Origin of the sequence: Peribacillus faecalis, from assembly GCF_014712675.1 — a bacterium.
Classification (GTDB): Bacteria; Bacillota; Bacilli; order Bacillales; family DSM-1321; genus Bacillus_AD; species Bacillus_AD faecalis.
This window is the reverse complement of the sequence record NZ_JACXSI010000037.1, coordinates 1-22,882: the sequence shown is the minus strand read 5'-3', so window position 1 is coordinate 22,882 and position 22,882 is coordinate 1. Positions and strand designations below refer to the sequence as shown.

Here is a 22,882-nt window from a genome sequence, read left to right as displayed (position 1 = left end):
TTTTTCTTAAAATTAGAAAAGTCAACTTTGAAATTAGATAGCTGTCTAACCTTACGCCTGCCATGCTCGGTCCTATGCTGCCTCCCCTGAGAAACTAAAGGCGGGTTTCTCATGTGATTCATCTTAGTCCTCCCGCATGGCTCCTTTTCCATTGAAGTATAGCAAAAGAGGATAATTCAAAAATGAAAAAGGACCGGCGACGGTTTTTCTTAAAATTACCTCTCATGAAATGCGTTGTTTTTCTCATACTATTAATGTTCGGAATAGATGAGTCGCTATTTCGGACAGCCGCTTGGTGAGTGTGGATTTTATTTTGTCAGCAAGCGACAGTTCTCGTCTGCTTCTCATGGAGGTAGCTCTTCATTAAATCATGATTAAAGTAATTCCTTACAACATTTTGGATGTTCAGTTAAGCGGGCGATGCGAAAGAATAAAGTGAATCTCCAAGGTGAAGGGCTGTAAAATGACAGCAGACGAATAATTCTTCCTGAAGTTGGGCACAATCATTGCTAAAAGAGTGCCATTTTTTCTCATATGAAAAATGGCAAGGTGTGAGGTGTGTTAGCGATTGAAGTGTCCAAACTGCAGTAGCAAGGATATCGGCAAAATTGGCGTCAACCAATATTATTGCTGGAATTGTCTAATTGAATTGTCTGTGCAAAAAGGAATCATTCATACTCATCAAGTGGAAGAAGACGGGAGTTTAAGCTCTTTAGATGACCTATTTTCGGAAGACGATCGCCGCTATACCATGTAAATGGGAAGAGGTGAACACAATATGCGAAGAATGTCAGTTTCTTCAATGATGAGTTTTGGTGCCGGCGCATTAGCCGCATCGTATATGAACTCTAAAACCTTCTCCAGACGTTCGATTAAGAAAATGAAACGAAAAGTAAAATCGCTTTTCTAATATCACTTTCGGTAGACACTAGGAGAAGCCCTTCTTTCAAGAACAGTTGCATGAGTGCTCTCGGTTTAGCGGGAGGCAAACAGCTGGCAAGGAAGAAGCAAGAAAAACGGGACCCAATCGTTTTTGCGACGGGGTCCCGTTTTTATTCCAAAAATGAAAAAGGACCGGTGCCGGTTTTTCTCGATGTCTAACCTTACACCTGCCATGCTCGGTCCTAAGCTGCCTCCCCCAAGAAACCAAAACCGGGTTTCTCGTGTGATTCATCTTAGTCCTGCCGCATGTCTCCTTTTTCATCGAGGTAAATCTAAGTAGCGTAGTCATGATGAAAAAGGACCGGTGCCGGTTTTTCTTGATGTCTAACCTTACACCTGCCATGCTCGGTCCTAAGCTGCCTCCCCCAAGAAACCAAAACCGGGTTTCTTGTGTGATTCATCTTAGTACTCCCGCATGTCTCCTTTTTCATCGCAGTGAATCTGAGTAGTATATACATGATGAAAAAGGACCGGTGCCGGTTTTTCGTATGAATGAAAATACGCTCCTTACGAAACATAAGTGTAAGGAAGGTGGAAAAGTGAATATCAGCATGAAGTGGTTTTATCGATTGGGCTTTATATTATTGCTGTTTTTTGTTGTATTTTTATTCTTGAAATTAAAACCGATTTGGCTCCCTATTATCAGTATTATCGGAAAAGCACTTATTCCTTTTGGTATTGCGGCATTTATCAGCTACTTGCTTCATCCGGTTGTAGAGAAGCTTCATCAAAAGGGATTGAATAGAAGTTTGAGTATCGCGCTCATTTATGTTCTCTTCTTTGGAGGGACCGCGTTTGCTTTTTATAAAGCAACGCCGGTCATCCTGAGGGAATTAGAAGATTTAATGGAGAGTACGCCTCATTTGGCAGATCAATATACGGATATTTTGCAGACGATTGAAAAGAAGACATCAAACTGGCCAATTCAATTTCAAAGCCGTATACAAGATGCGGTAGTATTTGTAGAAGGAAAAATAGAAGTGCTCCTTATGAAAGCAATTGAATATACGGCGCAATTACCAGACTTTATTTTGCTTTTTGCGCTAGTGCCGCTAGTGGCTTTTTATTTATTGAAAGACTGGTTTCTAATCAAAAAGGCTGCTTGGAACCTCACACCTGTAAAGGTAAGAAAACAAGGTGCATCCTTTATGAAGGACATCGAGAAATCATTAGGAAGCTATATTCGTGGCCAAGTAATCGTTTGTTTCATTATTGGTGTTGTTTCAAGCCTGCTTTTATGGCTCCTTGATGTTAAATATTCACTGCTCCTCGGCATTATTATCGGTGTCACCAATATCATTCCATACTTCGGACCAATCATCGGCGCAATACCGGCTGTACTCATCGCTGCCGCTACAAGCACAAAACAAGTCATCTGGGTGGCGGTAATAGTGTTCGGCCTGCAATTTGCTGAAGGGAATATATTGTCACCGCTTATCGTAGGGAAAAGTCTGCATATGCACCCGTTGCTTATCATGCTCAGTTTATTTATCGGAGGAGAAATTGGTGGAGTGGTAGGGTTGCTTGTCGCCGTTCCGGTTTTAGCAATCATTAAGGTAGCCCTTGTACATGCGCGTATTCATTTTAAGAGGCAAAGGCAAATGGTTTATAAAAGAGATTAAACTTGTATAAAAATATATTTGCATAGTTTGACAAATGAATGAGTTCTCCATATAATCTCTATTAGATATGTGAAAAACGTTGAAGGAACAAGTATGTTATAGACCATCTGAGCACATTGCCGGTGCGCTAGAGAGGAATTTCCGAGGCTGAGAGGAATTCCAGATGAAGGATAACAGAAAGCTAGTCCGGAGTGCAGCTAATAACTGCCGTTTGCCGCGTTAAGGCAATCTGAGGTGATGAGCAATGGAGTGTTGCTCATAATCAGGGTGGTACCGCGAGTTACTCTCGTCCCTGTTTTTGGGATGAGAGTTTTTTTATGCCCAAAAACAACCGTCTATGGTTTTTTAATAATAAGGAGGAAGAACAATGAAACAACTGACTGGTGCGCAAATTCGCCAAATGTATTTAGATTTTTTCAAAGAAAAAGGTCACAATATTGAGCCAAGTGCTTCATTAGTGCCGCATGACGATCCATCATTGCTTTGGATCAACTCAGGTGTAGCGACATTAAAAAAATACTTCGACGGACGTGTAATTCCTGCAAATCCTCGTATTACGAATGCTCAAAAATCAATCCGTACAAATGATATCGAAAACGTGGGTAAAACTGCGAGACACCATACATTCTTCGAAATGCTTGGTAACTTCTCAATCGGCGATTACTTCAAAGAAGAAGCAATCCTGTGGGCTTGGGAATTCTTAACTAGTGAAAAATGGATCGGATTTGAACCGGAAAAATTAGCTGTTACAATTCATCCGGAAGACGAAGAAGCTTTTGAAATTTGGAACAAAAAAGTAGGTATCCCTGCTGAAAGAATTATCCGTCTGGAAGAAAACTTCTGGGATATCGGTGAAGGCCCAAGTGGACCAAATACAGAAATTTTCTACGATCGTGGACCTGAATATGGTGATGACCCGAATGATCCTGAATTATATCCGGGCGGAGAAAACGAGCGCCACCTAGAAGTATGGAACCTTGTATTCTCACAATTCAACCATAATCCGGATGGCTCTTACACACCGCTACCTAAGAAAAACATCGATACTGGGATGGGCTTAGAGCGTATGGCATCTGTAGTCCAAAACGTACCGACTAACTTTGATACAGATCTTTTCATGCCAATCATTCGTGCAACAGAAGAAATTGCAGATGTGAAGTATCGTCAAGGTAACTTAGAGCATGACACAGCATTCAAAGTTATTGCGGACCATATCCGTACTGTAACATTCGCAATCGGAGACGGCGCGCTTCCATCAAACGAAGGCCGCGGTTATGTATTAAGAAGATTGCTTCGCCGTGCGGTACGTTACGCAAAACAAATCGGAATCCAAAAACCGTTTATGTATCAATTAGTTCCGGTTGTTGGTGAAATCATGAATGACTTCTATCCTGAAGTACTGGAGAAAAAAGACTTCATCGCAAAAGTTATCAAAAACGAGGAAGAGCGTTTCCATGAAACATTACATGATGGTCTGCAAATTCTGGCTGACGTGATTAAGAAAGAAAAAGAAAAAGGCAGCGACACAATTTCAGGTAAAGACATTTTCCGTCTGTACGACACTTACGGATTCCCTGTTGAGCTGACTGAAGAATATGCAGAAGAAGAAGGCATGAATGTTGACCATGCAGGCTTTGAAGCAGAAATGGAAGAGCAACGTGAACGTGCTCGTGCAGCTCGTCAAGATGTTGATTCAATGCAAGTTCAAGGCGGCGTACTTGGTGAAATTAAAGTAGAGAGCACATTTGTCGGCTACAATCAGCTTCAAGCAGAAGGAACAGTTGCGGCAATCGTTAAAAACGGAGAATCAATAGCATCTGCTTCTGAAGGCGAAGAAGTACAAGTTATCCTAAGCCAAACTCCTTTCTACGCAGAAAGCGGCGGTCAAATCGCTGATAAAGGTATTATTGAAAGCGATGCTGTAAGAGCGACTGTACTGGACGTTCAAAAAGCGCCAAACGGTCAAAACTTGCACCGTGTGAAAGTAGAAAGCGGCGTTTTAGAAGAAGGGTCTGCAGTAAAAGCGACTGTTGATGCACAAAACCGTAGTGCAATCACGAAAAACCATACAGCAACTCACTTATTGCACCAAGCGTTAAAAGATGTACTGGGCGAGCATGTTAACCAAGCCGGTTCTCTTGTTCAACCGGATCGTCTGCGTTTCGACTTCTCTCACTTCGGTCAAATTAAGCCTGAAGAATTAGAGCAAATCGAAAAAATCGTTAACGAAAAAATTTGGGAAGGTATTCCTGTAGTTATCGAAAGCAAAAACATTGCTGAAGCAAAAGCAATGGGCGCAATGGCATTATTCGGTGAGAAATATGGCGACGTTGTCCGTGTAGTTCAAGTTTCTGATTACAGCATTGAGCTTTGCGGAGGATGCCACGTTGATAATACAGCAACAATCGGTCTTTTCAAAATCGTTTCTGAATCAGGTATCGGCGCAGGTACTCGCCGTATTGAAGCAGTAACGGGAGCAGCTGCATATAATCAATTGAATGACCAAATCGCAATTCTGAAAGAAGCGGCATCTCAGTTGAAAACAAACAGCAAAGATGTTCCTGCTCGTATCGAAACATTGCTGACAGAAATGAAAGAACTTAACCGTGAGAATGAATCATTAAAAGCAAAATTGGGTAATATTGAAGCAGGCAATCTACTTTCTTCTGTACAAGAAGTAAATGGCGTGAAAGTACTGGCTGCAAAAGTACAAGCTACTGACATGAATAACCTGCGCACAATGGCCGATGAGTTGAAACAAAAATTAGAATCAGGTGTTATCGTACTAGCGGCTGTTCAAGATGAGAAAGTAAACATCATCGCAGCTGTTACAAACGACTTGATTCCTCAAGGCTACCATGCCGGCAAACTGATTAAGGAAGTTGCTACACGCTGCGGAGGCGGCGGAGGCGGACGCCCTGATATGGCTCAAGCTGGCGGTAAAAATCCGGCCGAAGTAGACTCAGCTCTTCAGTTTGTTGAAGAATGGGTAAAAGCGATTTAACTTTCTATAAGCAAATTCAGCGGCGGGCATAAGCTCCCGCTGAATTAATTTATCTTCTTTGGAAACCTTCATAAATTTGAAACATTTCGACGATCAAACATTCGTCGGCGAATTTGATATACGACATTTATTAGTGTACAATATGTTTAATAATCTTATGGGGAGCTTTTTCTAAAGAACTCTAGAAGCGAGGTGTCTAAATGAGTTCCTTTGATCAAACAATGAAGTTTCATTTTCAAGAAGAACCATTTGAACGAGATGTGCAAGAGGTACTAATGTTGGTTTATAGCGCATTACAGGAGAAGGGGTACAATCCCATAAACCAAATTGTCGGCTATTTATTATCAGGTGATCCTGCCTACATTCCTAGACATCAGGATGCGAGAAACATGATTCGCAAGCTTGAGAGGGACGAGATTATTGAAGAGCTTGTGAAGTTCTATTTAAAACATAATCGTGGAGAGTAATTAAATGCGCAGTATAGGATTGGACGTAGGCTCGAAGACAATTGGAGTTGCTATAAGCGATGCGATGGGCTGGACTGCTCAACCAATCGAGACGATCCAGATTAACGAACAGGTGAATGATTTCGGCTATAAGAGATTAAAAGAGTTAATCCAAGAATACGAAATAACAACAGCTGTGGTCGGGTTGCCGAAGAATATGAACGGAACAATTGGTCCTCGCGGAGAAATTTGCATGCAATTTGCGGAGAACTTCGAGAAGAAATTTAAAATCCCAGTTGTATTATGGGACGAGCGATTGACGACAATGGCAGCGGAAAGAGTGTTGCTAGAAGCGGATGTCAGTCGCGGCAAGCGTAAAAAAGTCATTGATAAGATGGCTGCTGTCATGATTCTCCAAGGTTACTTGGATCGTAACAGCAATTAAATGATATAGAGGTGCTAATAATAATGAACGAACAACAAATTACAATTATTGACGAGAACGGCAACGAGCAGTTATGCGAAATTTTATTCTTCTTCCATTCAGATGAATTTAACAAAGACTACGTTTTATACTACCCAATCGGTGAAGAAGATGAAAACGGTGAAATCATCGTACACGCTTCTTCATACGTACAAAACGATGAAGATACAGAAGGCGAACTAGCGCCAATCGAAACAGAAGAAGAATGGGATCTTGTTGAAGAAATGTACAACACATTCGTTGAAGAACAAGAGTCTGACGAAGAATAAGAACGACTTCCAAAAGAAGCTTTGCAATTATGCAGAGCTTCTTTTTTTATTCCAAATAGTACAAAACAAAAGTGATGTTGGCGAACTCTCCTTTTGAAATTAAGAAATCAACACTGCTGAAATTTTATTCAAATTAAAAAATATGCGGAATGCTGTGTTATTGTGTGTTATTGTGTGTTATTTTTAGTATAATGTTGAGTTAGTGACTAGATATTCGTCAATAAAACAAGATATGACATAATAGATGACACATTTTGACATTGGGGGGATTGCTTAAATGTTCGGAAAGAACTCAAACAAAAAAGAGATTATGATACAAAAGCTTGCTGAACGGCAGGGAGAAGCTCAGACGGTAAGAAAAATTGTTTTCTTTACGACGATTGCAATAGCTATCATTATAGCTATTGTCGCTATAGCAGGTTTTGTATATGTAAACTCAGCATTGAAACCGGTAGATTCGTCAAATAATAAGCCGATTACTGTAGAAATTCCGATTGGATCTTCTACATCAAAGATTGCATCGATTTTGGAGGAAAACAATGTAATTAAGAATGCTTCTATTTTTAAATATTACGTGAAGTTCCAGAATGAATCGAACTTTCAGGCAGGGACATATGAGCTGACGCAATCGATGGAGCTAAGCGAAATTATTGAAACTATTAAAACAGGCAAGCTCTATCAAGAAGCGGTATTGAAGCTGACTATTCCTGAAGGATTACAATTGAAGCAAATTGCTTCATTAATTGCAGACAAAACGAATCAGGACGCTGATGAAATATTTAATAGCATGAACGACAAAGAATTAATCAAAAAAATGCAATTGCAATTCCCGGATCTTTTGACTGATGAGATATGGGCAAGTGACATTAAATATCCGCTCGAAGGCTACTTATTCCCAGCGACTTATGAATACTATACAGAAACACCTAGCATAGAAACGATTGTCACGGATATGCTTTCGCAAACGAATAAAATGGTTGAAAAATATCGTGCGCTGATGGAAGAGAAGGAAATGACGCCTCATACGTTATTGACAATGGCATCGTTAATTGAAGAAGAAGCAACACAGCAAACGGACCGAAAAATGATTGCTTCTGTATTTTACAATCGATTAGAAAGCGGCTGGCCGCTGCAGACCGATCCGACTGTCGCTTATGCGCTTGGCGAGCATTTAAAACGTACCTATTATTCAGATTTGGAAGTAGATGATCCTTATAATACCTACCAAAATAAAGGCTTGACACCAGGACCGATCGCAAACTCCGGTGAATCAAGTATTGTTGCCGCTCTGGAACCGGAAAACTCAGAGTACATGTACTTCCTGGCCAATAAGGAAGGGAAGGTTTTCTTCTCGAAAACATTGGATGAACACAACGCATTAGTGAAAGAACATATAACAAATTAAATTGGTGATGTTTCACTATTTCACTTTCTACCTATGATTATGGTACAATAATGAAAGTTTGAAATCAGACGAAACCACAAAAACGAATTTCTCGGCTTTTGCCGAGTTTTTTGTTGCTAAATTCGAACGATAGTTAAGGAAGTAAGGAGAGGAAAACGATGAGTGATTCCATAAATGAATATCTTGTGCAGTTGACACCAAAAAGAAATGAGCTATTCAGCAAGATGGAAAACTACGCTCGTGAGCATCACGTTCCTATTATGGATATCATAGGTATAGAGGCGCTGCTTCAATTATTGCGAATCCATAATCCATCCTCCATCCTTGAGTTAGGAAGCGCAATCGGCTATTCTGCTTTACGGATGTCAGATGCCTTGCCTCATGCTTCCATCGTCACGCTGGAGCGCGACCAAGACCGCATCGATGCGGCCCGTGCTTATATTAAGGAAGCAGGTAAAGAAGATCGCATTACCTTGATTGAAGGAGATGCGCTTGAGTTGGCAGAGGAAGCGAAGAAACATGGTCCTTTTGACTTCATCTTTATTGATGCAGCCAAAGGTCAATATGTACGTTTCTTTGAGCGTTATGAGCCGCTGCTCGCACCTGAAGGAATCATTATCTCAGATAATGTCTTATATAAAGGGGAAGTAACCTTGCCTGAAGAGTCGATTACTCCTAGAAGAAGAAGGGCTCTAGTAAGGAAAATCAAACATTTTAACAACTGGATTATGGAACATCCAGATTATCATACGGTCATCCTGCCAATCGGGGACGGAATGGCTGTTTCCAAAAAGAAAAAAATACAGGGGTGAAAAAAATGAAAGCACCAGAATTATTAGTGACTCCTACTGCTGTTGAAGATATCTTACCTTTAATTGAAGCAGGAGCAGATGCTTTTGTTGTAGGCGAACAACGTTACGGATTACGTCTAGCGGGAGAATTCTCTAGAGAAGAAGTGAAGAAAGCCATTGAATTGGCTCATCAGCATAATAAGAAAGTGTACGTCGCAATGAATGCGATTTTCCACAATGATTTAGTGGAAGAATTGGATGATTATATTGCTTTTGTGCGCGATGCTAAAGCAGATGCGATTATCTTTGGCGACCCGGCTGTATTAATGGCTGCAAAAGAAGTGGCGCCTGAGATGAAGCTTCATTGGAACACAGAAACGACTGCAACGAACTGGTTCACATGTAATTATTGGGGAGAAAAAGGCGCTAAACGTGCTGTTCTAGCCCGTGAAATCAATATGGATGCAATCGTAGAAATGAAAGAGCATGCCAAAGTGGAATTAGAAGTGCAAGTGCACGGCATGACATGCATGTTCCAATCACGCCGTACATTAATCGGCAACTATTTCGAATATCAAGGAAAAGTTATGAACGTGGAAAATCGTCAGCAAAACAAAAATATGTTTTTGCATGATGAAGAGCGTAACAATAAATACCCGATTTTTGAAGACTTTAACGGCACTCATATTATGAGCCCGAACGATATTTGCATTATTGATGAGCTTCAGGAAATGATCGAAGCAGGCATTGATAGTTTCAAGATTGACGGTATTTTAAAAGATCAGCAGTATCTTGTCGCTGTGACAAAACTTTACCGAAAAGCAATTGATACTTGTGTAGAAGATGAAGACAAGTATGACGATATCAAATCGGAGCTTCTTGATGAAATTGAAGCGATTCAACCGAAAAATCGTCCGTTAGACACTGGATTCTTCTTCAAAGAGACAGTTTACTAAAAACAACATTTGATACGAGCCAAGGGAAAATTTTATATGAAATGAAATGGAGGAATAGCCTTGAACGCTATTACTGATAAAATTTCACAAATCATTGATGGAAAACGTGTTATTGTGAAAAAACCTGAATTACTGGCGCCTGCCGGTACGTTAGAAAAATTAAAAATTGCTGTACGTTACGGAGCAGATGCTGTCTATATCGGCGGTCAGGAATATGGACTTCGCTCGAACGCAGGTAACTTCACATTTGAAGAAATGAAGGAAGGCGTCGAATTTGCTAAGCAATATGGCGCAAAAATCTATGTAACGACAAATATTTACGCGCATAATGAGAATATCGATGGTCTGGAAGAATATTTGCAAGGTCTGCAAGAAGCTGGGGTAACAGGAATCATCGTTGCGGATCCACTTATTATCGAAACATGCCGACGTGTCGCACCAAATGTCGAAGTGCATTTGAGCACACAACAATCATTATCGAACTGGAAGGCAGTTCAATTCTGGAAAGAAGCGGGCCTTCATCGAGTCGTATTAGCTCGTGAAGCAAGTGCGGAAGATGTTCGCGGAATGAAAGAGAAAATCGACATCGAGATTGAAACATTCATTCACGGCGCAATGTGTATCGCGTATTCCGGAAGATGTACGCTTTCAAATCATATGACAGCACGTGACTCTAACCGTGGCGGATGCTGTCAGTCATGCCGTTGGGATTATGGTCTATTCGAGAACACAGCTGAAGGGGAAAAAGCGCTGTTCTCTGAAGAGGATGCTCCGTTTGCGATGAGCCCGAAAGACCTGAAATTAGTGGAATCAATTCCGCGTATGATCGAGCTTGGCATTGACAGCTTGAAAATTGAAGGGCGCATGAAATCCATTCACTACGTAGCAACAGTTGTCAGCGTGTACCGTAAAGTAATTGATGCATATTGCGCAGATCCGGAAAACTTTGTCGTTAAACAAGAATGGTTGGAAGAGCTTGATAAATGTGCGAACAGGGATACAGCTCCTGCTTTCTTTGAAGGTGTACCAGGGTATAAGGAGCAAATGTTTGGAAATCATAGCAAGAAGACAACCTATGAATTTGTTGGAATGGTTCTTGATTATGATAAAGAAACAGAAATGGTGACTTTACAGCAAAGAAATTATTTCAAACCTGGTGATGAGGTTGAATTTTTTGGACCGGAAATTGAGAACTTCACATATACAATTGATAAAATCTGGGATGAAGAAGGAAATGAACTTGATGCAGCGCGTCACCCGTTACAAATTGTAAAGTTTAAGATGTCTACACCAGTTCATCCATTCAACATGATGCGGAAGGAGAACTAATTAAAATGAAACAAAAACCGATTGTTATAGGTGTTGCTGGAGGTTCAGGTTCAGGTAAAACGAGTGTGACACGCTCTATTATCGAGCAATTTGACGGATGCTCCGTACTGATGCTAGAGCAGGATCATTATTATAAAGACCAAAGTCACCTGCCGTATGAGGAAAGACTGAAAACGAACTATGATCACCCTTTAGCATTTGATAATGATCTGTTAATACAACATGTTCAGGAACTATTGAACTATCGCCCAATTAAAAAGCCGGTGTACGATTATGAACTTCATACTCGTGCAAATGAAATCGTAGATGTTGAGCCGAAAGATGTCATCATTCTAGAAGGGATTTTAATCCTTGAAGATGAAAGACTTCGCGATTTAATGGATATGAAGCTATTTGTTGATACAGATGCAGATATTCGCATTATCCGTCGTATTATTAGAGATATTAAGGAAAGAGGTCGTACAATCGATTCAGTTGTCGATCAATATGTATCTGTCGTTCGTCCGATGCATAACCAGTTCATTGAGCCTACGAAACGATATGCGGATATTATCATTCCTGAAGGCGGGCAAAATCACGTTGCAATCGATTTGATGGTAACAAAAATAAAAACAATCCTTGAACAAAAAACGATTTTGTAATAACATGACAAGTATAATATATTGAATTCATTGGTATGATTTTGTAATTTATTCTAAATGATGGAATAAAATGAAATCATCCTATATAATCTCACATGCGCGCCCTTATTCTAATGAGGACGCGCAATTATGTATTTTACATAATTACAGAGAAAAAACGGGTATCGATACCCGCAGGAATTCGCAGAAGGAGTGAATGGTATTGGCAATCGAGAAAGTTTTTCCAATGACAAAAGAAGGTAAGCTAAAACTAGAGCAAGAATTAGAAAACTTAAAAACAGTTAAACGTAAAGAAGTTGTAGAACGTATTAAAATAGCAAGAAGCTTCGGCGACTTATCAGAAAACTCGGAGTATGATTCAGCGAAAGAAGAGCAGGCTTTTGTTGAAGGACGTATTACAACTTTAGAAAATATGATTCGCAATGCTAAAATCATCGAAGAATCCGAATTAGACTCTGATACAGTTTCTTTAGGGAAAACGGTTACATTCGTTGAATTGCCGGATGGTGATGAAGAGTCATATTCTATCGTCGGAAGCGCGGAGGCTGATCCATTCGAAGGCAAAATCTCAAATGATTCTCCAATCGCGAAGAGTTTGCTTGGCAAACGTGTAGGAGATGAAGTTGCGGTTCAAACTCCTGGTGGAGAAATGAACGTTCGAATCGTTTCAATCCGTTAATTGCAAAAAGATTGCATAAAATAGGTTTAAATAGGAACACCTCTCCCAACAATAAGGAAGAGGTGTTTTTTCATGCTTAAAAAGAAAAGAGTTATGTGGATTGCCGTATTTATTTTGAGCGGCTTATGCATTTTAGTCATTCGCCTCATGAATATACAGCTTATAAGTACAGAATCTTATTCGAAACATCAAATCAATTTACTTGAAGCCAGTGTTGAACAACGGGTGCAAAGCATTGTTTTGGATGACGGCCGCGGCAAATTTTATGATCGGTCCGGGGATTTATTGAATTATGAGCAAGTGCCCGCCTTAATATTATTTCCTTTCTTAAAGACGATGAAGTGGCCGGTTGAAGAGTTGGCTGGTTTATTAAATATCTCCGTCTCCCAGTTAGAGAATGCTATTACAGAGGCTGACGAGCCGTTTGTTTATCAAATGAATGGAAAGCCAATAAGTTTAACTGAGAGACAGATGGAGCAGATTAATGGTTTGAAGATACCGGGTGTCTATGCTTCCTATCAAATGGTGCCGAATGAACGCCCTCTTGCTTCTCAGCTGATAGGGGGACTGACACACTCCGATGAGGAGAAGAAGAAGCGATATACAGACAGGACCGACCTTCAGTACATTCAAATAGGTGACAGAGGTTTACAGCAGCGTTTCGATGAATTTTTGCTGTCACAGGGCGAGTCGAAACTTGTTTACCATGTGGATGGCATAGGGGGCCCGTTATTCGGTCTTCAAGTTAAATACTTATCACCGGGTAATCCGCTTTATCCGGTACAAGTAATAACAACATTAGATAAGGAAATGCAGCGGGCAGCTGAAAATTTGTTGGATGATTTAAATGTAAAAAAAGGCGGCCTGGTGCTGATTGACGTTCAGACGAGTGAAATTAGAGCATTGGCATCACGTCCCGAGGTCGATTTAAGTAATCCGTATAAAGGGGAAGGCGCAAAAAATTGGATGTTTACACAATCGACTGTTGGTTCTGTCTTTAAAACAGTTGTGGCTGCAGCGGCAATACAGGAAGGGTTAATTGACCCCAATCATTTATACAATTGCGATTTAACCATTAATGGTTCAGTTGAAACAAACCGGCCGCTCGGGATGTTAAACTTCAGTGATAGTTTTGCGCAAAGCTGCAATACTACTTTTGCTGAGCTTGGTGTTAAGCTGGCCGAGAAAGATCCGCTCCTGCTGGAAAATTACTCGAAAAAACTGCACTTAATCGGTCAGTCCGGTTGGCGGGGCAAATTATATCATTCTGATTTTTGGCAATTGCAATCAGAAGAGGCAGGAAGGGTTTGGTCAAATGAGGAATATAAAAAAGATCCTAAATTGGTTGCCCAAACGGCAATCGGCCAGCAGGATGTACAGGCTACTCCGCTTGCAGTCGCAAATATGATGGCGACCATTGCCAGGGATGGCAAAGCGAAAATGGTAAAAGCAGTCAGCAGAGTACAATATGCGAATGGAACAACGGTGGCGGATTTTCGTGATCAAAATCTGGCTGGAGGCAGCATTTCGGAAACAACTGCCCAAAGCATGCAGCAGCTGCTGAGCAAAGTGGTGGAAAGCGGAACAGGTTCCAGCTTAAATAGTTTGCCGGTGAAAGTTGCCGGTAAATCGGGAACCGCTCAAACAAATGTTGAAACTGGTAAAATAAATACATGGTTTGCCGGATACTTTCCAGTAGAAAACCCTAAATATGCCCTTGTAGCAGTGAAGCTGGACAGCTCTCAGCAAGAACAGCACGCGACATCTGTTTTTAAAGAATATGTACAGAAAATCAGTGAACTGGAAGCTGCCAAAGAAGATAATTAAAGGATTAGAAAACTCTTTTTCTTTAGTGTGAAAAATAAGAAGTGTTACAATGAATATGAACGATTAAAAAGGGGTGATCGTAATGGATAATGATAACAATTCTAAATTGGGCTCACGTTCCGAGAACAGGGGCAAAAAAAGGAAAGCAAACCGAATCTATAATATTTTGCTGGCGATAGTGATTGTGGCCATTATTGTTGTTGCAATCCCGATTTTCACAAGTAGAGATGACGATCAAACAAATAAATCAAATGATACCACATCATCACAGAACAAAACTGCTGATAATGAAGAAGCAAATACAGAAACGGATTCAGCTAAAGAAGATGCAACTGAAGAAAATACGAAAGAAGACACTGCAGATGAAGCCGAAGATAAAGATACTGCTGACGAAGAAGAAACTCAAGAAAATACAGTTGTAGAAAATAGCGGAGACAGCAATGTTGCGGAAACGTATGTCAATGATAGCTGGAAACCTGTTGGAACAACGCAAAGTGGTGAACATGTTACGAATTTCTCTACAGACTCCGTCGATTGGCAGGAAATGAAGCAAGCAATTGCGCTTGGTGCAGGTGTGTCAACGGATAATATGACGGTTTGGTACATAGGTAATGGCGGAACTAATAAAGCAATTGGCACTGTTTCTGCAAAAGATGATAGTATGAAAACATACCGTGTATATATAGAATGGATAGATGGTCAAGGCTGGAAACCCGAAAAGGTTGAACTGCTGAAACAAAACGATAAACGCTAAGTAAAAAGGATAACCCGAAAAGCTGATGTGCTTTATCGGGTTATCCTTTTTTGACGTAGCATGTTCATGATGAAAAAGGACCGGCGCCGGTTTTTCTTATTCTTGAGGAAAGTTTAAAATCTACATTGTGTGTAGGTTGAAAAAGGTGTATCGACGTCCAGCTCCAGCGCCCAGCACCTATTGCCCTTCGGCAACCTCCCTGCTGAAATGTGGAATTGGCCCACAAGTAAGGATCAGCGACTAAGAGCGCTACGTCCTGTAGCAACGTCGCTGTGACTCTCGTCCAGAGAGCCTCCGACCAGCATAAGACAGCTGTCAGTAGGAAATCCGGTTTTGATTCCGTAGGAGAGATGGCTTATGGCTCGAGGGGCTGGCCGATGGAACTAGACACATCGAATCTGTCGTTCTTCGTGTTTCCTTTATCTCGGTCGGCGGCCACCAGTTCATACTAGTGCTTTTTAGAGGGCGCTTGCGCTTTCGTTATTTCTGCTTAAAGTGAACGACTGCGCTATACAGCCGTCTGCCGTCCTCTGCTACGTGCATTTGGTGAGAGACGGAGTGAACGCCAAGAAGGATAGTTTTATTAACTTCTATTTGAGCATTAATTTTTTTCTCAAGTTCTTTTAAACTTGTCTCCTCGAAAAATTCAATCTTATCTTCAATGATATCAAAGGATATATTCATTGTTATTTCCTCCATAATCAAATATTGCTTTGTATTTGTAGTATAACATGGCTAAAAACGAAAAAGGGAGAATGGGCTATATTGCTTAATAACATTGCAAGTGAAAATTTCATACTATACAACTAGGAGAAATAAGAATAAAGGGAGTTGGTAGTGTGGGAAGAGAGTTTTTGCATGTATTTGAAGAATGGGCAGACGAGTATGATGATTGTGTAGCAGGCAATGACCCGGAATACGTTGAAGTTTTCCGCAAATATGACCACATTTTGCAGGAGGTCGCCAATCTTTGCACAGGGAAAGTAATCGAGTTCGGACCCGGAACAGGAAACTTAACAGAAAAGCTGCTATCGAAAGGACTTTCAGTGATGGCGGTTGAACCTTCCGAAACGATGAGGGTTATAGCAGAAGAAAAGATCCATAACAGTAATGTCACGTTCTTGGATGGCGACTTTTTTCAATTTCCTTCTGAAGAAGAAATTGATACAATTGTCAGCACGTATGCTTTTCACCATTTAAATGCGCAAGAAAAAAGCCGGGCAGTGAAACAATATGGAAATATGCTGCAGATTGGTGGTAGAATAGTTTTTGCGGATACTATGTTTATAAGCGAAAACGCTCATAGAACAGCCATTCAAGAAGCAGAAAAAAAAGGATTCCTCCGACTGGCGGATGACTTGCGGACTGAATATTATCCGACTATCCCATTTATGGAAACAATATTTAATGAAAATGGTTTTGACGTTACAATGAAACAAATGAATGCATTTGTTTGGCTTGTGAATGCCGTCAAAGTATAAATAGAAAGGTGTTAACTTATGAAAATCGCAATCATCGGAGCAATGGAAGAAGAAGTAGAAATTCTACGCAATAAAATGGAAAATCTACAGCAAGAAACAATCGCAGGATGCGAATACAACATCGGCACATTAAATGGCGCGGATGTTGTCCTTTTGAAATCAGGAATAGGTAAAGTAAATGCCGCGATGTCAACTGCTGTCTTATTAGAGAAATATGCACCGGACGTTGTTATTAATACAGGTTCTGCCGGCGGGTTTTCTCCGGAACTGAAAGTCGGGGATGTAGTCATCTCAACTGAAGTCGTTCATCATGATGTTGATGTGACGATTTTCGGATACGCTTATGGACAAGTGCCTCAACTTCCGCCAACATTTAAAGCGGATGAAAAACTAATTGCTGTCGCTGAAGAAGCGGCTAAATCAATTGAAGAGGTGCAAGTCGTGAAAGGATTGATTGCTACTGGCGATTCATTCATGAACGATGCAGAAAGAGTGCAGTTTGTCAGAGGGAAATTCCCTGAACTGCAAGCATCAGAAATGGAAGCGGCAGCGATCGCACAAGTTTCTCATCAGTTCGGAACGCCATTTATCGTTATCCGAGCACTATCTGATATTGCCGGAAAAGAATCTAACATTTCATTCGAGGCTTTCCTGGAAACAGCAGCGGTCAATTCATCACAATTAGTGGAAAATATCGTAGAACAGCTAAAAGCATAATTTTTGAAATGACGGGGTTGCCTATTAGGCAGCCTCGTTTTTTGTTTGGATTGATGAAAAAAGGACCGGTGCCGGTTTTCTGATTTTTTACTGCCAACACTCCCATCAATTTCATAATAATTAATTTGTAAAGATATGTTAAAGTTGAATAGAATTTGATTTGTCTATAGGGGAGGATACGGCATATGAAAAAGAAAACATCTAACTATAAAAAGTATTATGATAAAATGATCGACTATAGACGATTTTCTTTGACATTAATTTGCATTAGTGTTTTTTTATACTTTGGCACAATGATCTCTATTAGCAGAGATAATTTATATACAAGTTTCTTATTGTTATTTACGATTTTAGGTTTATGCGCGGCTGCTGTTTTTTTTGCGTTGTCGGCTTCATATCAGAAAAAATCGATACAGGAAGAAGAAGAAACGCGTTATTAAAATGTTGTTTACTTCTTTTATCTAACCTTACACCTGCCATGCTCGGGCCTAAGCAGCCTCCCGCATGGCTCCTTTTTGATTTGTGATATATCATAAGGGTTTAATGGTTTGAATTATTCTTCATATCTTGAGTATGCGCCTCATCAAAAAGGACCGGTGGTGGTTTTACTATCAAAAAATGTAAAAAATGTGTTTACAAACCATATTCAGTTGGTTATACTTACCATATCAAATAATAAAGGAGGTCGAAGAATATGATTAACATTACTGTATTGTTATCCTATAAAGATTTACAAACGAAAACAAATACATTCGACCTTACTGTTATTAGTGCGATTTAACATTTTTGTTTAATCTCTTATTTGCTAATACAGCCGCAGGGAGAATGTAGATCCTGCGGCTTTTCTATGCTTATTTGTCATGCACTTTTAAAGAAAAGTCATGACCGAAAGCCGCAGGGGAGTTATCCCTGCGGCTTTTTATATTGAATTAAAGGAGGTGATTTATATGACATTTAATCTTTTGTTTTTCACAATCATTATCAAAAGTAATAAGCCAACATTAGAGGAAGCGGTGCGAAGAGCGCGCCAAAACGAAATGCGCGAGCAACATGTTGTGGAGTATTTGAAGTACAGAAAGCAATTTTAATAAGACTGAAAGTTTGTGAAAAAGTAAATGAAGGGTGGAGTTTGATATGATTATTCTTGTAAAGATAATGACTAAAATTTGGGTTCAGCATGATAGTGGCTAACGACCTTAATTTTCTTTAATTATTCAATTTTACCTTGATGGTATTATTTGGTTAAATGGTATAATGCACTTATAAACGGGATGTGGAGAATGGGGGTAATCCAATGTTTTTAATTGTGATTGCGTTAACTCTTACAACAGTTATAGGCGTCATTATCTCTTCTGAAGTTAGTGTAGATTAAATTGAAAGGTCTGTTGGGTTCTAATTCCCGACAGACCTTTTTGAAAAGATAAGAAGCATATTCGTATGAAAAAGGACCGGTGGCGGTTTTTCGCCCTATTTCTTTCGCTCTTTTTCAGCCCGATAAAATTCATGAAACATCTTCATCAGCGCTCTTTTTTCAATTCGTGAAACATAGCTTCTCGATATGCCGAGTTCCTTTGCGATTTCTCTCTGAGTTTTTTCTTTTAATATGCCAAGTCCGAATCGGTTAATAATCACTTCTTTTTCCCGATCATCTAACACATCTATATATTTCTTCACTTTTTCAATTTCCATATTTAGCTGTATTAATTCAATGACATCCTCAGACTCCGATTTCAATACATCAATCAAAGAAATTTCATTACCTTCCTTATCTTGGCCGATTGGATCGTGCAGCGAGACGTCTTTTTTTGTTTTCTTAGTTGCTCTTAAGTGCATCAATATTTCATTTTCTATACAGCGGGCCGCATAGGTGGCAAGCTTTGTTCCTTTGCCTTCTGAATAGCTTTCAATCGCTTTTATTAATCCGATTGTGCCGATCGAAATGAGGTCTTCTGTATCTTCTCCGGTGTTTTCGAACTTTTTGACGATGTGAGCGACAAGACGGAGATTATGTTCAATCAGCATGTTGCGGGCATGGCCATCTCCTTGACTCATCAATTTTAAGTATTTTTGCTCTTCTTTTGCTGACAAAGGCTGCGGGAAGGCATTGTTTTTAACATATGATACAAGTAAAGTGAATTCTTTGACGATAAAACCGAGTGCTGCCAAAAGTCCAGACAATCAATCACCCCCTGCTTATTGGGACATTGGCCTATAGTTAAGTCTATGTTGTTAAGTATATTTTCGTGTCTGTACCACTATTTTTTATGGAGAGAATAATAACGATTGGGTATATAAAACTGAGTGTTGCACATTCGCGAGTAACTCCAAAAGTGTGTCTGTACATCTAAAAACAGGCTTGTTTAAAGCTGTAATCATGAAATAGGACGAGCAATTTGAAGCACCGCCAATGGTGTAAAGCATATTTTATATTATGAATGTTAAGAGGAGGTATAACATGAGATATGGTTATGGCTGTGCTCCTGCATATCCCCCTCCCCCGCCGCCGTACTATGCCGGAGGAGGTTACGCCCTTGCTATTGTATTGCTGATCATTGTTTTAATATTTGGAGGCTGGTGGTTCTTCTGTAATTGCGGCTTTTTAGGAGGCTTCGGCAATCAGTGCTGCTGCTGTGATTGAAATGAGAAAATCGGTTTGAACGGCTGCGGCAAGCTTTTTTAAACCGATTTTCTGTTACACTGAAAGAAAGAGGATGATTTCTATGGATTTATTCGAAAAAATTGAGGCATCCAGAAATGAAAAGAAGGCTGTCGCGATGTCAGCTTACATGAAAAACTTGTTCCCTTTTATCGGTTTGCAGGCGCCTCAGCGGAGAAATATATGCAAACCATACTTTAAAGACATGAGTAAGCAGCATGATGTTAATTGGGATTTTGTCTGGACATGCTATCAAAAACGTGAGCGGGAGTTTCAAATTATTGCGATTGATTATTTGACTGTTATGAAAAAGAAGCTGAAAGAAACAGATATCGATTAGCTGGAGGCATTAATTACGACAAAATCGTGGTGGGATTCGGTCGATTCGTTGAGCGGTATAGTTGGAGAGCTGGCTTTAAAGTATCCGAATTTGAAAAAACGAATATATGAATGGGGCTTCCAATCGGATAATATTTGGCTAATCCGCACGGCCATTATATTTCAATTGAAGTTTAAAGATAAAACAGATACGCAATTCTTGGGTGAAGTTATCCTTCGAAACAGCCAAACAAAGGAATTTTTCATTAATAAGGCAATTGGCTGGGCTTTAAGGCAGTATGCGAAAACAGACAAGCAATGGGTAAAACAGTTTCTTCATGATAATGAATTATCGACTTTAAGCGTTCGGGAAGCCAGTAAATATTTATAAGAATTTCATTCAATGAAGTATTTCGGAAATAGAAATAATGTATCTGTCGTGCTAAAATGAAATTGCGCCGTTTAACAGGCCCTAAGACTCTCTTTTAGCGAAAAAAAGGGTGTGTAAGTGGGCGATTAAGCGCCTATAACAACCTGGTTAGTTCATTTAATGTTTGGTAGGCATAAAGCACCTCGCTAAACAAAGAATTACTTTACTGGAAAGGAGAGCTATTATGACGTATTCACAAGTTTGGGATTTGGATGTGTTTTTTGAAGGAGGAAGCGACTCTGCTTCTTTTGCGGCATACATAAAAGAAACAGAAAATAAGATTATTGAATTGGGGCAATTAATCTCTTCCTGGGGGGTAACTTCTACACAGAACGATAGAGAACAATTAGCCTCTATTCTTGCTCTATATGCGGAAGCAAGAACAAAGATTACGCAATCTTCTGCTTTTATCAGTTGTTTAGAAGCGCAAAATGTTAAGGATCAAGGTGCGAAGAAATGGCGTGCGGAGATTACGAAATTAGTCGCTTCAGTTCAAGGTGCAATGTCAGCATTGGATGAAAAGCTTGTTTCGATAGAAGCTGCTTTTTTCGAGCAACTTGTAAAAGAAGAGCCATTCACAGAGCTTCAATTTATTTTGCAAGAAAGTAGAAGAAGAGCACAGGAAAAACTTTCTGTAGAAGCGGAAACATTAATACAACAACTAGGTATTGACGGCTACCATGGTTGGGGCCAGCTTTATGATAGTCTGGTCGCTACCATTGAAATTCCGTATGAAGAAGACGGAAAAGTGCAAATGCTTTCGGCCGGTCAAGCGGCAAATAAAATGCTGCACCCGGACCGTGAAGTGAGAAAGCGTCTTTTCCAAGCATGGGAGAAAGCTTGGGGAGAAAAAGAAGAGCTGTTCGCGCATGCGCTTAATCATTTAGCTGGATTCCGTTTGAAAGTTTATGAGAAACGCGGCTGGGGGTCGGTGTTAAAGGAACCACTTGATACATGCCGAATGAGTGAAGAAACACTAAATAGCATGTGGCAGGCTATTACAGACAGCAAAGACCATCTTGTTCGTTTTCTTGACCGTAAAGCAAAGCTTCTGGGAGTTGAAAAGTTAAGCTGGTATGACGTAGATGCACCGCTTTTAACAGCACCTCAAAAGCAATTATCGTATGATGAAGGCGCCGAGTTTATTTTGAAGCAGTTCGCTTTATTTGGTGAGCAGTTGACGGCTTTCGCGAAAAAAGCGTTTGAGGATAGATGGATTGAAGCGGAAGACCGTCCGAATAAACGACCAGGCGGATTTTGCACAGGTTTCCCTGACAGCCAGCAATCCCGTATTTTTATGACGTATTCAGGGACATTGAACAATGTGTCAACATTGGCCCATGAATTGGGGCATGCATTCCATTCTTATGCACTACGTGATGTTCATCCGTTAAATCGCGGATATGCGATGAATGTAGCGGAAACAGCATCTACGTTTGCGGAAATGATTGTTTCTGATGCGGCAGTTAAGGAAGCTTCAACGAAGGAAGAGAAAATTGCGATGCTTGAGGATAAAATTCAGCGTACTATTGCTTTCTTCATGAACATTCATGCCAGATTTTTATTTGAAACCAGATTTTATGAGGAAAGAAAGCATGGCATGGTACCGGCAAGTCGTCTGAACGAGCTGATGCAAGAAGCGCAGAAAGAGGCATTCTTAGGTGCATTGGATGAATATCATCCGCAGTTTTGGTCATCGAAGCTGCATTTTTATATCACTTCTGTGCCGTTTTATAATTTCCCTTATACATTCGGTTACTTATTCTCGCTTGGCATATATGAAAAAGCGCTGGAATCCGGTGAAGGATTTGAGGAGAAATATATGGCTTTATTGAGGGATACAGGCTGTATGACGGTCGAAGAGCTTGCGATGAAGCATTTACAGGAAGATTTGACAGGTCCGGAATTTTGGGAACGTGCAGTACAATCATGCGTGAAAGATATTAAATCGTTCTTGGAATTGACGGAATAAAGAAGCATGAAAAAACACCGATTGGATTTAATCGGTGTTTTTCTTTACGTGCGCCCGGCATGGGTGCAATCTATAGGGTGAAAGTCCCGAGCTGTGAAGGCAGAAGTAACAGTTAGCTTAACGCAAGGGTGTCCGTGGTGACGCGGAATCTGAAGGAAG

At 40.2% G+C, this 22,882-nt stretch carries 23 protein-coding genes, 1 pseudogene and 1 other annotated feature; of the genes and pseudogenes, 22 read left to right on the top strand and 2 right to left on the bottom strand.

Annotated features, from left to right (window positions below; all coding sequences use genetic code 11):
• The first annotated feature begins 568 nt into the window (after positions 1–568).
• The 15 genes from IEO70_RS14530 (at position 569) to IEO70_RS14460 (ending at position 15,149) form a co-directional block, all read left to right on the top strand.
• On the top strand, positions 569–757 hold the full coding sequence (locus IEO70_RS14530; RefSeq protein WP_190999099.1) for a hypothetical protein: 189 nt from the start codon (positions 569–571) through the stop codon (positions 755–757).
• 21 nt (positions 758–778) lie between these two features.
• Positions 779–910 carry a DUF3918 family protein gene (locus IEO70_RS14525; protein WP_190999098.1) on the top strand — a complete coding sequence of 44 codons (132 nt, stop codon included), beginning with the start codon at positions 779–781 and terminating at the stop codon, positions 908–910.
• A 571-nt stretch (positions 911–1,481) separates the two neighbouring features.
• Positions 1,482–2,564, top strand: a complete 1,083-nt coding sequence (locus tag IEO70_RS14520) for an AI-2E family transporter (protein ID WP_190999097.1) — start codon at positions 1,482–1,484, stop codon at positions 2,562–2,564.
• Between the two features lie 70 nt (positions 2,565–2,634).
• Positions 2,635–2,861: a binding site (T-box leader), on the top strand.
• 70 nt (positions 2,862–2,931) lie between these two features.
• Positions 2,932–5,568: an alanine--tRNA ligase gene (alaS, locus tag IEO70_RS14515; RefSeq protein ID WP_190999096.1), complete on the top strand. Its 2,637-nt coding sequence runs from the start codon at positions 2,932–2,934 to the stop codon at positions 5,566–5,568.
• Between the two features lie 200 nt (positions 5,569–5,768).
• Positions 5,769–6,035, top strand: a complete 267-nt coding sequence (locus tag IEO70_RS14510) for an IreB family regulatory phosphoprotein (protein ID WP_190999095.1) — start codon at positions 5,769–5,771, stop codon at positions 6,033–6,035.
• A 4-nt stretch (positions 6,036–6,039) separates the two neighbouring features.
• Entirely contained in the window at positions 6,040–6,459 is a 420-nt protein-coding gene (gene ruvX, locus IEO70_RS14505; protein ID WP_190999094.1) for a Holliday junction resolvase RuvX, read from the top strand.
• A 23-nt stretch (positions 6,460–6,482) separates the two neighbouring features.
• Positions 6,483–6,767 carry a DUF1292 domain-containing protein gene (locus IEO70_RS14500; protein ID WP_190999093.1) on the top strand — a complete coding sequence of 95 codons (285 nt, stop codon included), beginning with the start codon at positions 6,483–6,485 and terminating at the stop codon, positions 6,765–6,767.
• A 277-nt stretch (positions 6,768–7,044) separates the two neighbouring features.
• A complete protein-coding gene (mltG, locus tag IEO70_RS14495; RefSeq protein WP_190999092.1) occupies positions 7,045–8,172 on the top strand; it encodes an endolytic transglycosylase MltG in 1,128 nt (375 codons plus the stop codon).
• A 158-nt stretch (positions 8,173–8,330) separates the two neighbouring features.
• Entirely contained in the window at positions 8,331–8,984 is a 654-nt protein-coding gene (locus IEO70_RS14490; RefSeq protein ID WP_190999091.1) for an O-methyltransferase, read from the top strand.
• Positions 8,985–8,989: 5 nt separating this feature from the next.
• A complete protein-coding gene (locus tag IEO70_RS14485) occupies positions 8,990–9,919 on the top strand; it encodes a peptidase U32 family protein (protein ID WP_190999090.1) in 930 nt (309 codons plus the stop codon).
• 60 nt (positions 9,920–9,979) lie between these two features.
• On the top strand, positions 9,980–11,248 hold the full coding sequence (locus tag IEO70_RS14480; protein ID WP_190999089.1) for a peptidase U32 family protein: 1,269 nt from the start codon (positions 9,980–9,982) through the stop codon (positions 11,246–11,248).
• 5 nt (positions 11,249–11,253) lie between these two features.
• On the top strand, positions 11,254–11,889 hold the full coding sequence (udk, locus tag IEO70_RS14475; RefSeq protein WP_190999088.1) for a uridine kinase: 636 nt from the start codon (positions 11,254–11,256) through the stop codon (positions 11,887–11,889).
• Between the two features lie 202 nt (positions 11,890–12,091).
• Entirely contained in the window at positions 12,092–12,568 is a 477-nt protein-coding gene (gene greA, locus IEO70_RS14470; protein WP_190999087.1) for a transcription elongation factor GreA, read from the top strand.
• A gap of 72 nt (positions 12,569–12,640) precedes the next feature.
• Positions 12,641–14,395: a peptidoglycan D,D-transpeptidase FtsI family protein gene (locus IEO70_RS14465; RefSeq protein ID WP_190999086.1), complete on the top strand. Its 1,755-nt coding sequence runs from the start codon at positions 12,641–12,643 to the stop codon at positions 14,393–14,395.
• A gap of 82 nt (positions 14,396–14,477) precedes the next feature.
• The gene (locus IEO70_RS14460) at positions 14,478–15,149 is read left to right on the top strand and encodes a YrrS family protein (RefSeq protein ID WP_190999085.1); all 672 of its coding nucleotides are present in this window, start codon (positions 14,478–14,480) and stop codon (positions 15,147–15,149) included.
• Positions 15,150–15,629: 480 nt separating this feature from the next.
• On the opposite strand, the gene IEO70_RS14455 is transcribed toward IEO70_RS14460, so the two are convergent.
• Positions 15,630–15,833 carry a DUF2536 family protein gene (locus IEO70_RS14455; RefSeq protein ID WP_190999084.1) on the bottom strand — a complete coding sequence of 68 codons (204 nt, stop codon included), beginning with the start codon at positions 15,831–15,833 and terminating at the stop codon, positions 15,630–15,632.
• A gap of 155 nt (positions 15,834–15,988) precedes the next feature.
• Here IEO70_RS14455 and IEO70_RS14450 point away from each other — a divergent pair, with 155 nt between their 5' ends.
• The 4 genes from IEO70_RS14450 to IEO70_RS14435 all read left to right on the top strand — a co-directional run bounded on the left by IEO70_RS14450 (position 15,989) and on the right by IEO70_RS14435 (position 18,435).
• Positions 15,989–16,630, top strand: coding sequence for a class I SAM-dependent DNA methyltransferase (locus IEO70_RS14450; RefSeq protein ID WP_190999083.1), 642 nt, complete (start codon positions 15,989–15,991; stop codon positions 16,628–16,630).
• An 18-nt stretch (positions 16,631–16,648) separates the two neighbouring features.
• The gene (mtnN, locus tag IEO70_RS14445; protein WP_190999082.1) at positions 16,649–17,347 is read left to right on the top strand and encodes a 5'-methylthioadenosine/S-adenosylhomocysteine nucleosidase; all 699 of its coding nucleotides are present in this window, start codon (positions 16,649–16,651) and stop codon (positions 17,345–17,347) included.
• A gap of 185 nt (positions 17,348–17,532) precedes the next feature.
• Positions 17,533–17,787: a YrhC family protein gene (locus IEO70_RS14440; protein WP_190999081.1), complete on the top strand. Its 255-nt coding sequence runs from the start codon at positions 17,533–17,535 to the stop codon at positions 17,785–17,787.
• A gap of 507 nt (positions 17,788–18,294) precedes the next feature.
• Positions 18,295–18,435 (top strand): YrzI family small protein, encoded by a 141-nt coding sequence (locus IEO70_RS14435; RefSeq protein WP_190999080.1) that lies wholly within the window; start codon positions 18,295–18,297, stop codon positions 18,433–18,435.
• 379 nt (positions 18,436–18,814) lie between these two features.
• Here the strand turns inward: IEO70_RS14435 and sigK are convergent, their stop codons facing one another.
• The gene (gene sigK / locus IEO70_RS14430; protein WP_190999079.1) at positions 18,815–19,525 is read right to left on the bottom strand and encodes an RNA polymerase sporulation sigma factor SigK; all 711 of its coding nucleotides are present in this window, start codon (positions 19,523–19,525) and stop codon (positions 18,815–18,817) included.
• A 277-nt stretch (positions 19,526–19,802) separates the two neighbouring features.
• Between sigK and IEO70_RS14425 the strand changes: the two genes are divergently transcribed.
• From IEO70_RS14425 to IEO70_RS14415, 3 genes and pseudogenes are all read left to right on the top strand, one after another.
• The gene (locus IEO70_RS14425; RefSeq protein WP_190999078.1) at positions 19,803–19,985 is read left to right on the top strand and encodes a hypothetical protein; all 183 of its coding nucleotides are present in this window, start codon (positions 19,803–19,805) and stop codon (positions 19,983–19,985) included.
• A 73-nt stretch (positions 19,986–20,058) separates the two neighbouring features.
• Positions 20,059–20,712: pseudogene (locus IEO70_RS14420) on the top strand (DNA alkylation repair protein).
• A 223-nt stretch (positions 20,713–20,935) separates the two neighbouring features.
• Positions 20,936–22,723, top strand: coding sequence for a M3 family oligoendopeptidase (locus IEO70_RS14415; protein WP_190999077.1), 1,788 nt, complete (start codon positions 20,936–20,938; stop codon positions 22,721–22,723).
• Positions 22,724–22,882: the final 159 nt, after the last annotated feature.

Bases quoted from the DNA above. Each gene is read 5' to 3' on its own strand.
- IEO70_RS14455 (WP_190999084.1), bottom strand. From the start codon at position 15,833: ATGAATATATCCTTTGATATCATTGAAGATAAGATTGAATTTTTCGAG.
- udk (WP_190999088.1), top strand. From the start codon at position 11,254: ATGAAACAAAAACCGATTGTTATAGGTGTTGCTGGAGGTTCAGGTTCA.
- IEO70_RS14465 (WP_190999086.1), top strand. From the start codon at position 12,641: ATGCTTAAAAAGAAAAGAGTTATGTGGATTGCCGTATTTATTTTGAGC.
- IEO70_RS14425 (WP_190999078.1), top strand. From the start codon at position 19,803: ATGAGATATGGTTATGGCTGTGCTCCTGCATATCCCCCTCCCCCGCCG.
- IEO70_RS14460 (WP_190999085.1), top strand. From the start codon at position 14,478: ATGGATAATGATAACAATTCTAAATTGGGCTCACGTTCCGAGAACAGG.
- alaS (WP_190999096.1), top strand. From the start codon at position 2,932: ATGAAACAACTGACTGGTGCGCAAATTCGCCAAATGTATTTAGATTTT.
- IEO70_RS14500 (WP_190999093.1), top strand. From the start codon at position 6,483: ATGAACGAACAACAAATTACAATTATTGACGAGAACGGCAACGAGCAG.
- IEO70_RS14510 (WP_190999095.1), top strand. From the start codon at position 5,769: ATGAGTTCCTTTGATCAAACAATGAAGTTTCATTTTCAAGAAGAACCA.
- IEO70_RS14525 (WP_190999098.1), top strand. From the start codon at position 779: ATGCGAAGAATGTCAGTTTCTTCAATGATGAGTTTTGGTGCCGGCGCA.
- mltG (WP_190999092.1), top strand. From the start codon at position 7,045: ATGTTCGGAAAGAACTCAAACAAAAAAGAGATTATGATACAAAAGCTT.
- ruvX (WP_190999094.1), top strand. From the start codon at position 6,040: ATGCGCAGTATAGGATTGGACGTAGGCTCGAAGACAATTGGAGTTGCT.
- IEO70_RS14440 (WP_190999081.1), top strand. From the start codon at position 17,533: ATGAAAAAGAAAACATCTAACTATAAAAAGTATTATGATAAAATGATC.
- IEO70_RS14485 (WP_190999090.1), top strand. From the start codon at position 8,990: ATGAAAGCACCAGAATTATTAGTGACTCCTACTGCTGTTGAAGATATC.
- IEO70_RS14435 (WP_190999080.1), top strand. From the start codon at position 18,295: ATGACATTTAATCTTTTGTTTTTCACAATCATTATCAAAAGTAATAAG.
- IEO70_RS14415 (WP_190999077.1), top strand. From the start codon at position 20,936: ATGACGTATTCACAAGTTTGGGATTTGGATGTGTTTTTTGAAGGAGGA.
- IEO70_RS14490 (WP_190999091.1), top strand. From the start codon at position 8,331: ATGAGTGATTCCATAAATGAATATCTTGTGCAGTTGACACCAAAAAGA.
- mtnN (WP_190999082.1), top strand. From the start codon at position 16,649: ATGAAAATCGCAATCATCGGAGCAATGGAAGAAGAAGTAGAAATTCTA.